At 32.9% G+C, this 13,520-nt stretch carries 11 protein-coding genes and 4 pseudogenes; 13 read left to right on the top strand and 2 right to left on the bottom strand.

What is annotated here, in order from left to right; translation table 11 throughout:
- Positions 1-231: 231 nt before the first annotated feature.
- Positions 232-561, bottom strand: a complete 330-nt coding sequence (locus JFT95_RS10090; RefSeq protein ID WP_002127411.1) for a YkvA family protein — start codon at positions 559-561, stop codon at positions 232-234.
- 217 nt (positions 562-778) lie between these two features.
- On the opposite strand from JFT95_RS10090, the gene JFT95_RS29995 reads away from it, so the two are divergent.
- The 12 genes and pseudogenes from JFT95_RS29995 (at position 779) to JFT95_RS10140 (ending at position 11,920) form a co-directional block, all read left to right on the top strand.
- Positions 779-1,033 (top strand): hypothetical protein, encoded by a 255-nt coding sequence (locus JFT95_RS29995; protein WP_002127412.1) that lies wholly within the window; start codon positions 779-781, stop codon positions 1,031-1,033.
- Positions 987-1,995: pseudogene (locus JFT95_RS30000) on the top strand (N-acetylmuramoyl-L-alanine amidase); the annotation flags it as partial. The gene JFT95_RS29995 and the pseudogene JFT95_RS30000, both read left to right, overlap by 47 nt.
- A 42-nt stretch (positions 1,996-2,037) precedes the next feature.
- Entirely contained in the window at positions 2,038-2,865 is an 828-nt protein-coding gene (locus JFT95_RS10100) for an exosporium leader peptide-containing protein (RefSeq protein WP_201053629.1), read from the top strand.
- Positions 2,866-2,931: 66 nt separating this feature from the next.
- Positions 2,932-3,133: pseudogene (locus JFT95_RS29515) on the top strand (N-acetylmuramoyl-L-alanine amidase); the annotation flags it as partial.
- 423 nt (positions 3,134-3,556) lie between these two features.
- Positions 3,557-3,826 (top strand): hypothetical protein, encoded by a 270-nt coding sequence (locus tag JFT95_RS10105; protein ID WP_002127415.1) that lies wholly within the window; start codon positions 3,557-3,559, stop codon positions 3,824-3,826.
- 73 nt (positions 3,827-3,899) lie between these two features.
- Positions 3,900-5,252 (top strand): DEAD/DEAH box helicase, encoded by a 1,353-nt coding sequence (locus JFT95_RS10110; protein WP_201052114.1) that lies wholly within the window; start codon positions 3,900-3,902, stop codon positions 5,250-5,252.
- A gap of 256 nt (positions 5,253-5,508) precedes the next feature.
- On the top strand, positions 5,509-6,144 hold the full coding sequence (locus JFT95_RS10115) for a TetR/AcrR family transcriptional regulator (RefSeq protein ID WP_002069302.1): 636 nt from the start codon (positions 5,509-5,511) through the stop codon (positions 6,142-6,144).
- 46 nt (positions 6,145-6,190) lie between these two features.
- The gene (locus JFT95_RS10120) at positions 6,191-7,453 is read left to right on the top strand and encodes an MFS transporter (protein ID WP_258169442.1); all 1,263 of its coding nucleotides are present in this window, start codon (positions 6,191-6,193) and stop codon (positions 7,451-7,453) included.
- A gap of 6 nt (positions 7,454-7,459) precedes the next feature.
- A pseudogene (locus JFT95_RS10125) lies at positions 7,460-9,798 on the top strand (ABC transporter permease).
- A gap of 12 nt (positions 9,799-9,810) precedes the next feature.
- On the top strand, positions 9,811-10,572 hold the full coding sequence (locus JFT95_RS10130; protein WP_002127420.1) for an ABC transporter ATP-binding protein: 762 nt from the start codon (positions 9,811-9,813) through the stop codon (positions 10,570-10,572).
- A gap of 147 nt (positions 10,573-10,719) precedes the next feature.
- Positions 10,720-11,388 (top strand): class I SAM-dependent methyltransferase, encoded by a 669-nt coding sequence (locus tag JFT95_RS10135; RefSeq protein ID WP_201052115.1) that lies wholly within the window; start codon positions 10,720-10,722, stop codon positions 11,386-11,388.
- Between the two features lie 118 nt (positions 11,389-11,506).
- Positions 11,507-11,920: a VOC family protein gene (locus JFT95_RS10140; protein ID WP_002012925.1), complete on the top strand. Its 414-nt coding sequence runs from the start codon at positions 11,507-11,509 to the stop codon at positions 11,918-11,920.
- Positions 11,921-12,096: 176 nt separating this feature from the next.
- Here the strand turns inward: JFT95_RS10140 and JFT95_RS10145 are convergent.
- Positions 12,097-12,689, bottom strand: a pseudogene (locus JFT95_RS10145) (type 1 glutamine amidotransferase family protein).
- 311 nt (positions 12,690-13,000) lie between these two features.
- Between JFT95_RS10145 and JFT95_RS10150 the strand changes: the two are divergent.
- Positions 13,001-13,477 carry a MarR family winged helix-turn-helix transcriptional regulator gene (locus JFT95_RS10150; protein ID WP_002017049.1) on the top strand — a complete coding sequence of 159 codons (477 nt, stop codon included), beginning with the start codon at positions 13,001-13,003 and terminating at the stop codon, positions 13,475-13,477.
- Positions 13,478-13,520 lie beyond the last annotated feature (43 nt).

A 13,520-nucleotide genomic window follows, 5' to 3' on the forward strand; every position in this document is an offset into this window, starting at 1 on the left:
GTAAAATGATGATGATCTTGTAAATTTAAATTAGTAAAGAGCCTGTTTTAGTTGGTAAATTAAAATAGGCTCTTTTAACTATTGTTCAAAAATAAATTGAGTTGACAAAAAAGAACTAAAAGATTATTTTAGTTCTTTTTTCTGTATTAACACTGTTCAAATCATTTGTTTAAAAGCTATAGATGATGGTTAGGCAGTGAGAAAAGACAAGTAAGAGCCTATCTTTCTTCGTTAAATGTGTGCTGAAGTAAATAATGACTCCATTTTTACTTTGCTCTTCTCTCGAATTTCAGCATCCGCATGTCGCATAACATATTTATGCGCTACAGCGATTGCTAAAACATCATCTAATAAGCCAATCCCAATAATAGCAGCTATATCTGGAATGAAATCGATTGTTAATACGTAATAGGATAAAGCGGCTAATATAATGAGTTTCGCTTTAGTAGGTAACTCTTTCTTTTTCATTGTGTAAAATAAAATAATACTTTCATATACGCTGGATTTACCGAGGTTTACTGAGCTTTTTTTGAATTTTTTCCAAAGTGTCTGTTTCTCCATATAAACACTCCTTTTCCAAAAAATAGATTTTTTAAAAGGATGGACAAAGAAGCGAAAGAATAATCAATTTTATTGTTTTTTCTTATTGTATATTTCGATATTTATAAGCGAATACCTGTTCAAAATAAAACAATGCTTGTTAAGCGGATACGAATATGGAGATGGATGAAGAGAAAATCTGTTTTGGAAAGCAAATAAGTTTCCGATAGAGGTTTCAATGAATTATTTGCGTTCTGCAACGAAGGCAGAAAAAACTTTTGATTTCTTAATATCAGCTATCTTGACAATAATTATTAGATTGTTTATAGCGTATATGAATCCGAATACAACAATAATATTGAAAGGAATTAAGGATATAAATAATCAATCACTTACATTCATTCCAATTTTAGCTGGTTTTAATATAGCTAATTACCTCGTTCCTTATGATTCTAGTACTTGCTGGTTCATTTGCTACAAGTATTTTTGCTGATAGAACGTTTTTTATCCCTAATTTACCAAAACAATCATATCGTTTTGGCGTAGGTGTTTATGAGGGCGTAGTAGCTCATAGTACAGCGACTTCTGAAATATTCAAAAGTATGAATCTCGTACATGAAGAAACGCATTTGTTCAATATGCTGTTGATTGAGATGAAACAATCCAAATCGCTAATATAAAATACATTGCATATGGCGGTGGACCTGCTGCTAATAAACGATTTGTACATGTAGAGTTATGTGAAACAGCAGACCATACAAAGCTCGAGCGTTCATATGAAAAATACGTAAAACTTTTAGCGGAAATCTTAAAAGATAACAAGTTATCTGTAGGAAAAGGATTGTGGATTCACTACGATGTGATTAAATATCTTGGCGGTACAGATTATGAAGATCAACTTGATTATTTAAAATCTCATGGGGGATCAGGAGCTCAATCCCGTGCTGATGTACAACGCGCATACAATAATTCTAGTGTGGATGTTTCTGTACCTGAAAGCCACCTAAACCAACAGAAGTACCAACAGCTGTAACCGATGGTATAGCTTATATTGAAGGCTACAACGTTAATTTACGTAAAGGACCAGACACAAGCTATTCTAAGATTCGTCAACTAAATAAATCAGAAGCTTATGTTGAATGGGGCGAAAAGCCTGGTTGGTTAAACCTTGGTGGAGAGCAATGGATTAAGAACAATCCATCCTATGTGAAGTTTAGTAAGAAAAGTACAGTAGATTCTTCTATTGTAGGAAAGCGTGTTGTTTCTAAAGTTAACATTCTACGTTTCTATGATGCTCGATCTTGGCAGGATAAAGACGTGGATGGTTTTGTAGATGTAGGTGAGGCGTTTACAATTTTTAGGAAGTTAAATATGGAAGGTTCAGTACAATTTAAGGTGCACAATAGTATAGGGAAAACATATTATATTACGATCAATGAAGTTTATGTATTTGTAACTGTATTACTACAGTATAGTACACTCATAGGAGGTAGTTATGTGTTTGATAAAAATGAAATACAAAAGATAAATGGGATACTTCAAGCTAATGCATTAAATCCAAATTTAATTGGCCCTACACTTCCCCCAATCCCACCATTTACTTTACCCACAGGTCCAACAGGAGGGACAGGCCCAACGGGAGTAACGGGTCCAACAGGAGTAACGGGTCCAACGGGAGTAACGGGTCCAACAGGAGTAACGGGTCCAACAGGAGTAACGGGTCCAACAGGAGTAACGGGTCCAACAGGAGTAACGGGTCCAACAGGAGTAACGGGTCCAACAGGAGTAACGGGTCCAACGGGAGTAACGGGTCCAACAGGAGGAACTGAAGGTTGTCTTTGTGATTGCTGTGTTTTACCTATGCAAAGCGTTTTACAACAACTTATTGGAGAAACTGTTATTCTTGGCACTATTGCAGACACACCCAACACGCCCCCGCTTTTCTTTCTATTTACTATCACTTCTGTGAATGATTTTTTAGTTACAGTTACAGATGGCACCACAACCTTTGTGGTCAATATATCTGATGTAACAGGGGTAGGTTTTTTACCACCAGGACCACCTATTACATTACTTCCACCTACTGATGTAGGATGCGAGTGTGAATGTCGTGAACGACCAATTAGACAATTACTGGATGCGTTTATCGGATCTACAGTAAGTCTTTTAGCAAGTAATGGTTCTATTGCAGCAGATTTTAGCGTGGAACAAACAGGACTTGGGATAGTACTAGGGACATTACCTATAAATCCAACTACAACCGTTAGGTTTGCAATTTCAACTTGTAAAATTACAGCTGTGAATATAACCCCTATTACGATGTAGTCTATTTCTTTCAGAAGTATCTGTTGCTACTCGATAAGAAAAGCACAGTTTATTTGTCCACCTTGAAAACGTATTGTTTTCAAAGTGGACAATCTACGTTTCTAGGATGATCCATCTTGGAAATATAAAGATGGAGCTGGTTCTGTAGATGCAGGGATTTATGATTGATGCAAAAGTGAGTGTCAATGGTTCGCCACAGTACAAAGCACACAGCAGTAAAGGGAAAACATACTATGTTATTGCAAATGAAGCCTATTTATTCATCTAACGCACTATACCTTCATGAGTAATTAACCATGCCACCTTACTCTTTCTATATCTTTCATTTGTAAATTTCTTACTACTATATTATTGGCGTACAATATATGGCTAAATGTATCTAAATGGTTTTCTAAACGGACAAAATTCCCAAATTGATATGGTAAGGCTATAAAAACTATAATGAAAAATAATAAATATCTCTAATGCACTATTAGGATTTTTCCATTCTATATTGCAAACCTTCTTTCTAAAAGATAAGCTCATATGCTAAATCAAAATGAAGGTTATATAATGCTTTCGTATTACATATTAAATTGTAGAACTTAGTTCCTTGATGTACATATTGGTGTAATTTATTTTGAATTGGTGAAACAATGATTTTTAACATTCCTTTAATATCTTCATTAAAGAAGTTATAGGAGGGAATAACTTGGACTCATTATTTGATGTAATAGCAAATGTTATTTTATTTTATCCTCGAAATGACATGAAATTAAAACACCATATTGCCAAATTAAGCGAATTTGAGTGGTTTCGAAAGTTACACGAAGATACAAAGTATACAAGTTTAATTTGGAGTAATAGGAAAATCAAGAAGTATATTTTGAATTCTACAAATATGGAAGCAATAATAAATTCCGAGAAAAAACAAAAAGAATTTGTTCATCTAGTACAGGATGAATATAAAAAAAGAAGATAAGAATTTTTTTATTTTTCATATTTGGCGAAACAAATGGTACAATGAAAGCTAATGTGAAAAATAAGGAAAAGAAGTGGTCTATTTGAAAAACTTTTTAGAATTAGGAATTAGTGAAACTTTTAATCATACATTACGTGAAAATGGAATTACAGAAGCAACACCGATTCAGGAGAAGGCAATTCCTGTTATTATGTCAGGTAAAGATATTATTGGGCAGGCGAAAACAGGAACGGGTAAAACGTTAGCATTCGTGTTACCGATTTTAGAAAAAATCGATCCAGAGTCTAGTGATGTTCAGGCTTTAATTGTTGCACCAACAAGGGAACTAGCACTGCAAATTACAACTGAAATTAAAAAAATGCTTGTTCAAAGAGAAGATATTAATGTACTAGCGATATATGGCGGACAAGATGTAGCACAACAATTAAGAAAATTAAAAGGTAATACACATATAGTTGTTGCGACACCAGGACGATTATTAGATCATATACGTCGTGAAACAATTGATTTAAGTAATCTTTCAACAATTGTACTAGATGAAGCGGATCAAATGCTTTATTTCGGATTCTTATATGATATTGAAGATATTTTAGATGAGACACCTGATAGTAAACAAACGATGTTATTCTCAGCAACGATGCCAAAAGATATTAAAAAATTGGCGAAACGTTATATGGAAGAGCCGCAAATGATTCAAGTACAAAGTGAAGAAGTAACGGTAGATACAATTGAGCAGCGTGTCATTGAGACGACAGATCGTGCAAAGCCAGATGCACTTCGTTTTGTTATGGATCGTGATCAGCCATTTTTAGCAGTTATTTTCTGTCGTACAAAGGTTAGAGCAAGTAAGCTTTATGATAATTTAAAAGGACTAGGTTATAATTGTGCTGAACTTCATGGTGATATACCTCAAGCGAAACGCGAAAGAGTTATGAAGAGTTTCCGCGAAGCTAAAATTCAGTACTTAATCGCAACGGATGTAGCAGCTCGTGGACTTGATGTAGATGGTGTAACGCACGTATTTAACTTTGATATCCCTGAAGATGTAGAAAGTTATATTCACCGTATTGGCCGAACAGGACGTGCAGGTGGATCAGGTCTTGCAATTACGTTCGTTGCAGCGAAAGATGAAAAACATTTAGAAGAAATTGAAAAAACGCTTGGTGCACCAATACAAAGACAAATAATCGAACAACCGATGATAAAAAATGTAGATGAAAATGGAAAACCGGTACAAAAGCCGGCTCCAAAGAAATCAGGTCAATATCGTCAAAGAGATAGCCGTGAAGGTTCAAGAAGTGGTTCAAAAGGTGGTCCAAGAAACGATTCAAGAAATAGTTCTAGAAATGATAACAATCGATCATTTAATAAGCCAAGTAATAAGAAAAGTAGTACAAAACAAGGTCAGCAAAGACGTGGCCGTTAAATAGTTATTATTCAAAAAGAGTCGCAAAGTGTTGCGGCTCTTTTTTGTTTTTATACAACGAAGTCGATATAAGTACAAGGGTGATTACATAGAAACAACCTTTAAAATTTCATTCACCGTATTAAAAATAAATTTTAAAATTCATAAAGGAAATATAAAGTAGGTTGTTGTATATGTACGATAACAGGAAACTTTTCACATACTAAACATATACTTTAAATAAACCGACAGTCGGTCCATAGGAAGGAGTACATGAATGAGGATCGTAAAAGAATATGGGGAACGTAGAAATGAAATTTTAGAAACTGCTGAACGTTTGTTTGTTACAAAAGGGTATACGAAAACTACAGTAAATGACATTTTAAAAGAGATTGGTATAGCAAAGGGGACGTTTTATCATTATTTTAAGTCGAAAGAAGAAGTAATGGATGAAATTATTATGAGGATTATTAAAGCGGATGTTGCTAAAGCGAAAGCAATTGTCTCTAACCCTAATATCCCAGTTTTGGATAAGTTATTTCGAGTTTTAATGGAACAATCACCAAAATCAGGAGATGTAAAAGATAAAATGATTGAACAATTTCATCAGCCAAATAATGCGGAAATGCATCAAAAAAGTATAGTACAATCAATTATTCATTTATCTCCTGTTTTAGCAGAGATTTTAGAACAAGGAATCGCTGAAGGCATATTTTCTACTCCATACCCACAAGAAACGATTGAATTATTACTCTCTTCAGCACAAGTCATATTTGATGAGGGTTTATTCCAGTGGAAGCCGGAAGAAATGATGAGGAGGGCTAAAGCTTATATCAAAATGATGGAAGCATCTGTTGGAGCGAAAGAGGGAGCCTTTGATTACATGGTGGAGGTTTTAATCAAACAGAAATAGTAATTTTCTGTTTGGATATTATCGACCGACAGTCGGTCTGAATCGAATGAAAGGTGTGATAAGGATGTCAGCTAGTATAAGGTCTTCGATGAAAGATTTTCACTTAATGGTGAGTGGACAAATTATTACTATTTTAGGTTCAACACTTTTACGTTTTGCCCTGTCATTATATGTGCTAGATATAACAGGGCGTGCTGATATATTCGCAGGATTATATGCGGTAACGAGTATTCCGTTTTTACTAGCTCCTCTCGGCGGAGCGATAGCAGATCGTTTCAATCGCCGTGATTTAATGGTTATTTTTGACTTCATCAACGCTGCGATTGTATTAAGCTTTATAGTTTTGTTATTTACTGGACCTGTATCTATTATATTGATTGGAACAATTATGTTTTTACTAGCAGTCGTTAGTGCAATGTATTCACCTGTTGTAATGGCGAGTATTCCGCAATTAGTTCCAGAGAATAAGTTAGAGCAAGCGAACGGTATCGTAAATGGTGTGCAATCATTGTCAAATATAGTTGCTCCTGTATTTGGAGGAATATTGTACGGCATAATTGGTTTGAAAATGCTTGTAATAATAAGTTGTCTTGCTTTCTTTTTATCTGCGATTTTAGAAATGTTTATTAAAATACCTTTTATAAAAAGAGCACGAGAAAGCCATATAATACCGACAATTGTAAAGGATATGAAAGAAGGATTTATATATGTTTTAAAACAACCATTTATTTTGAAATCTATGCTTTTAGCTGCATTACTAAATTTAATACTTACACCGCTATTTGTTGTTGGCGCTCCAATTATTATACGAGTAACAATGGAAAGTAGCGACACGTTATATGGAATTGGAATGGGATTGATCGATTTTGCTACTATTTTAGGTGCATTATCGATAGGTTTTTTTGCGAAAAAGCTACAGATGAAAACATTGTATTACTGGATGCTTTTAATAGCTTTATTAGTACTACCAATGGCACTATCAGTTACGCCAGTTATTCTTAATTTAGGATACTATCCACCATTTATCCTCTTTATACTTTCTTCTATTCTAATTGCAATGATCGTGACAATTGTATCCATCTATGTGATTACTGTAGTCCAAAAGAAAACACCAAATGAAAACCTAGGAAAAGTAATGGCAATTATAACAGCGGTATCTCAATGTATGGCACCAATTGGGCAAGTCATTTATGGTTTTATGTTTGAAGGATTCAGTATGAAAATTTATTTACCTATATTAGTTATTAGTTTCATAATGATAATAATAGCGATGGTGACGAAGAAAATATTATGGAATGAAGGGAACTAGCTCCATATGATTAGGAGAATGTTAAAAAGAGATTTCTCTCAAAATAAAATGATAATTACCATTCTATTTATGTTTATCATGTTATCAAGTCTTTTAATCGCAAGTGCTTCAAGTAACGTTATAAATCTATTGAACTCAACGGATCAATTGTTTAAAGTATCAAACGCACCGCACTTCGTACAAATGCATGCCGGAGAAATAAACCAAAAGTCAATTGATTCATTTGTAGCGCAAACTCCTTTTGTAAAAAAACAACAAACAGCAGAGATGGTTCAAATAGGCGGATCTAACATTTTTATAAAGAAGAAAAATCAAGCGGAACATAATAGTGTAATGGACATTAGCTTCGTTAAGCAAAATACTATTTTTGACTTTTTATTAGATTTAAATAATGAATTGATCGATGTTAGGAAAGGGGAAATAAGTGTACCAATTTATTATATGCAAAAATATAATTTGCGTATTGGAGATAAAATTTGGGTTGTTAAAAATAATAATGAGCTAGAATTTACTATTTCGGCATTTGTTCGTGATGTTCAAATGAACCCATCACTTGTTAGTTCAAAACGATTTGTAATAAGCGATGAAGACTTCGAAAGAATAAAGGGGAATTTTGGAGAAAGTGAATATCTTATTGAATTCCAGCTAACAGATTTAACTAAAATAAATGAATTTGAAACTTTATACCAGTCATCAAACTTACCTCAAAAAGGTCCCTCTATTACGTATTCACTCTTTAAAACACTCAATTCATTAACAGATGGAATAATAGCTGCAGTACTTATCATAATAAGTGCATTATTAATGCTAATCGCGATTTTATGTATTAGATTTACGATTATTACTTCAATGGAAGAAGATTATCGGGAAATTGGTGTTATGAAAGCTATCGGCATTCAAAGTAAAGATATTCAAAAACTATATGTAAGAAAATATGTTGTTATTTCCGCTATCGGATGTATATGTGGATATATCCTTTCGTTATTTGTTACAAAAATATTTACCTCTAACATCGCACTTTATATGGGGACAGCTAATAAAAGTATTTTATATTATTTTGTGCCATTGATAGTCACAACATTGTTATTTCTAGCCGTTATCCTTTTTTGCCGCATCATTTTGCGGAATTTTAGGAGAATTACAGCAATAGACGCTTTACGATCAAGAGATAAACTAGGAAAAAGAAAGATTAGAAGATTTTTTCTCTCTATCAAACTAAAATTACAAATGTAAATATATTTATTGGTATACAAGATGTAGTGAAACGATTTAAGTTATATCGAGTATTAAGTATCGTTTTAATTATTGCAGTGTTCATGATTGTTGTACCAGTTAACTTTTTGTACACGATTCAGTCACCGCAATTTGTTAATTATATGGGAACAGGAAAGAGTGATATGCGAATAGATTTACAGCAATCTGAAAATATAGAAAAACGGTTTAATGACGTTATATCGTATATCGGAAACGATGAAGAGGTAGAAAAATATGCAGCATTTGTAACGAGTACATTTAAAATGGTGAAAGCTGATGGTACAAATGGAAATTTAAATGTAGAAGTGGGAGATTTCGCCCAATTTCCAATAGAATATGTTAGAGGTATGGCACCAAAAAATGAAAATGAGATCGCTCTCTCTTATATGAACGCAAATGAATTAAAAAAGAATATAGGGGATGAAATCGTTTTATTTGTAGAAGGAAAAGAGAAAATGCTAACTATTAGTGGTATATATCAAGATGTAACGAATGGAGGAAAAACAGCTAAAGCGAGTTTTTCTTACAATAAAGAAGATATATTATGGTACGTAGTAAATGTAGATATGAAACCCAAAGTGAATCTACAAGAAAAAGTGAAGGAGTATAAACAAAATTTAAATTCTGCAAAAATAACAGATACGGATAATTATTTATCTCAAACTTTAGGAGAGACAATCAAACAATTAAGACTGGTGACACAAGTGGCAATTTTGATTGCTATATTGATATCGGTTTTAATAACTGCGATGTTTTTTAAAATGTTATTGGTAAAAGATTCTTCGCAAATATTAATTATGAAAAGTATCGGCTTTTCCTACAAAGATATTCGTATACAATATGTTACTCGTTCTATTGCTATAGTATTAGTGGGTATTTTAACAGGGACATTTATAGCTGCTACGTTTGGAGAAACACTAATAAGCTGGTTAGGTTCATTTATGGGAGCAGCTCACATAAAGTTTGTTGTTAATCCAATCATTTCTTATGTAATATGTCCAGCTATTTTATTTATATCTGTGACCGTAGCAACACTTTTTAGTAGTTTTACAGTGAAACAAAAAAATGATTTAAAGCTAAATGGGGAGTAGGAGGTGTGTAATTTGAAAAAAATTTTAGAAGTAAAACAATTAAATAAAAAATACGCAATGGATGGAAATAAAACTTGCCATATGTTAAAAAATATAAATTTAGAGATTTATGAGGGAGAGTTTATATCGGTCATGGGACCTTCTGGTTCAGGGAAATCGACGTTACTATATAATATTAGCGGAATGGATCAAATGTCATCAGGAAGTGTGAAAGTTGATAGTAAAGAAATAACATGTATGAAAGAAGAAGTGTTAGCAAAATTACGACTCAGCGAAATGGGATTTATTTTTCAACAGAGCAATCTTCTTAGAAATTTGAATCTTTTTGATAATATAGTTTTGCCTGCGTATTTAGCAAAAGTTGAGAGCAGGAAAATAATAAATAAACGTGCACTTGAATTGATGAAGAAAACGGGAATTAGTCAAATTGCAACTAATAATATAACTGAAGCATCAGGAGGAGAATTACAAAGGGTATCTATTTGTAGAGCACTCATAAATAAACCTAATATTATTTTTGCTGACGAACCAACGGGTGCTTTGAATTTAAAAGCGACAGAAGAAGTAATGGATATTTTAGCAAATATAAACCGTATGGGAACTACAATTTTGCTAGTTACTCATGACGTAAAGGTAGCAGCTAAAACAGAAAGAGTTCTTTTTATGGTGGACGGAGAAATTGTTAGCGAAATACAGATGGGTAAGTATAGAAACGATGATTTGAAGGTGCGAGAAGAGCAGTTGTTAAAATGGTTAACTGTGCTTGGATTTTAAAGAGATAATATTTTTGACTCCTATTGAATATAGGAGTTTTTCTTTGTTTGAAAGTTTAAAAAGAGATATAATAATTTTCTGACTATTGATTATGGAGGGGTATAAACGAAAAGTGAAACGTTACACACTCAAGAAGATATATTAAAAATGCTTGATTCATTATTAAGACCGGCAGTACCATTTTGGAATGAATTTTACACGAATAGAGAAAAGGATGTTCCTTTTTTTGCAAATGTTCCAGATGAGAATTTAGTTTCATATATACAAACAGAATGGATTTCAAAAGAGAAAGTGTTAGAGCTTGGATGTGGTCCAGGAAGAAATGCAATTTATTTAGCGAAACAAGGGTTTGATGTAACAGCCGTAGATTTGTCTATAGAAGGAATTAATTGGGCCAAAGAGAGGGCGTTAGAAAACGGAATAGAAATACAATTTGTTTGTGAATCGATTTTTAATTTGGATTTTCAAGATGAATATGATTTTGTATATGATTCCGGTTGCTTGCATCACATTCCACCACATAGAAGAATGAATTATGTTGATCTAGTTAAAAACTCATTAAAATCGGGTGGTTATTTCGGATTAACATGTTTTGCAGCAGGTGATTTGAATGAGCGAAATGGATCGGAAATAACGGACTGGGATGTGTATAGAGGATGGAGTTTACAAGGTGGTCTTGCATATTCAGAAGAAAAGTTAAGAGAGATATTTAAAGAATTTGAAGTAATTGAAATTAGAAAAATGAAGCAAATTGAACAAACAAATAATATGTTTGGAGAATCATTTCTTTGGACAGCATTATTTAAGAAGAAATAAAACATAGATAATTGACAAACTCATCGTTTTTATAGACAATACACTTATGAGAATATACGTTCGGTTTTATTGTCCGATGTATGTTTTGCATAAATACATAACAAGGGGATGTCTCTAAATGGGTAACACAAATCAAAAAATCACTACGTTTTTAATGTTTGAGGGCAAAGCTGAGGAAGCGATGAATTTTTACACATCGCTATTTAATCAATCAGAAATTGTAAGTATCTCTCGTTATGATGAGAATGGACCAGGTAAAGAGGGAACTGTAATTCATGCAACTTTTACGCTAAATGGACAAGAGTTCATGTGTATTGATAGTTATGTAAAGCATGATTTTACATTCACCCCAGCTATGTCTCTTTATGTAACTTGTGATACGGAAGAGGAAATCGAAACCGTTTTTAATAAACTAGCACAAGATGGAAAAGTTCTTATGCCTTTAGGTTCATATCCGTTTAGTAAAAAGTTTGGCTGGTTAAATGATAAGTATGGTGTGTCTTGGCAGTTAACTCTTGCTGGAGATGAATAATTAAAATAATATGGTGATATTAATGTTATAAAAAATAAAAGGGATGATACAAGATAAATATGTATCATCCCTTTTATTTTTTGTTTTACAACCGTCATCGGTTGTATTTATAACGACTTTAGGGGTGCTTTTTAAGTTTTTTATATAATATAAAACTGCTAATTTAATTTTTCAGCTTATCTAGTAATTGAATTCATTAACTGGAAGAAGTATTCAGGCTTATAAGTTTTATTTAGGTTATACCATGAATGTAACGTATCTGGTGCAAATACATCAATTTTTTTCAATACTTCCATTGCAAATTCCAGAGGAGCTACTCCTGATGCAGTAATCAAATTTTCATCACATACTGCAGGTTCCATCTTATAAAGTTGTTCTCCTTTATAATTAGGACAAACCATTTTAATATATTCTAAATCATTGCTTGTATGTTTTCTAGAATCTAGGTATCCAAAATTCGCTAACCCCTCAGTTGCACCACAAATGGCAGCAACAATAGTGCCGAGTTTTAACGCTTCACCAATTTTTTTTAAGATAGGGTGATGAATGCTTTCCCCCAAGTAGTCCCTCCAGGTAAAACTAAAAGATCGTTACTCTCAAGAGTACATTCATCCAGGGAAATATCTGGCTTTATGCTCAGTCCTCCCATCGTAGTAATAATTTCATTATTAGCTCCTACTGTAACTACCTTTAAAGGGGCTAACTCTTTTTTGAAATATCTTCCTGAGTTTAGTTCTGCAATTAAATGTCCATATTCCCAGTCTGACATCGTATTAAATACATAAAGATAAACTTTTTTGTTTGCATACAATAACACTCCAATCACAATTGAGTTTTTCAAAAAATATTAATAAATAAATTTTACAATATTTATCATTTGAATTTAACCTATTTCCTTAAGAATTCTTTAAAAAATAATTTGGATACTTTATTTGAAGGTATGGTTTACGAATTAAACAACCTTAAAAAAATATAATAGTTGAAATTTGGTGGTTTTAGAATGAAGAAATTAGGCTCAATATACCAATTTAATTATTCATAATTGAGTTGTGGTATAATTTACATACAGGGGGAAAGTAGATGACACAACATAAAGAAGAGCAAATGAATGAGGCATTAGCATTATTTTACTTTGCATATAAAACTTTTACAGAAAAACCAGATGAAATAATAAAAGAGTATAGTATACAGCGTGTACATCATAGAATTCTGTTTTTTATCGCTCGTTTTCCAGGGCTTAGTGTAAATGAGCTGCTATCACTTTTAGAAATAAGTAAACAAGCTCTTCACGGACCGTTGCGCCAACTGTTAGATAAAGGACTTATTGAGAGTAATGAAGCTGCACATGATCGTCGTGTGAAACAGCTGTCTTTAACAGAAGAAGGAACAGACTTAGAGAAAAAACTGAGCGATGTTCAAAGAGAACAAATGGGAGCTATTTTCTCACAGTTTGGCGAATCATGTGAAGAAAATTGGCATCAAGTTATGAATGAAATGGCAAATAGCCGTTCAGGATTTGATGCATGGACGTCTAAGCGTGAAATACCAGTAGAATAAAAGATAGAAACAGTATCTTGTTTTGTAGTTTGAAAAATCATAA

It is taken from the genome of Bacillus sp. TH17 (assembly GCF_016651125.1).
GTDB lineage: Bacteria > Bacillota > Bacilli > Bacillales > Bacillaceae_G > Bacillus_A > Bacillus_A mycoides.

What these genes read in the sequence shown, in the direction of transcription:
- JFT95_RS10090 (WP_002127411.1), bottom strand. Translation starts at nt 561, where the DNA reads ATGGAGAAACAGACACTTTGGAAAAAATTCAAAAAAAGCTCAGTAAAC.
- JFT95_RS29995 (WP_002127412.1), top strand. Translation starts at nt 779, where the DNA reads ATGAATTATTTGCGTTCTGCAACGAAGGCAGAAAAAACTTTTGATTTC.
- JFT95_RS10115 (WP_002069302.1), top strand. Translation starts at nt 5,509, where the DNA reads ATGAGGATCGTAAAAGAATATGGGGAACGTAGAAATGAAATTTTAGAA.
- JFT95_RS10120 (WP_258169442.1), top strand. Translation starts at nt 6,191, where the DNA reads ATGAAAGGTGTGATAAGGATGTCAGCTAGTATAAGGTCTTCGATGAAA.
- JFT95_RS10135 (WP_201052115.1), top strand. Translation starts at nt 10,720, where the DNA reads ATGCTTGATTCATTATTAAGACCGGCAGTACCATTTTGGAATGAATTT.
- JFT95_RS10140 (WP_002012925.1), top strand. Translation starts at nt 11,507, where the DNA reads ATGGGTAACACAAATCAAAAAATCACTACGTTTTTAATGTTTGAGGGC.
- JFT95_RS10150 (WP_002017049.1), top strand. Translation starts at nt 13,001, where the DNA reads ATGACACAACATAAAGAAGAGCAAATGAATGAGGCATTAGCATTATTT.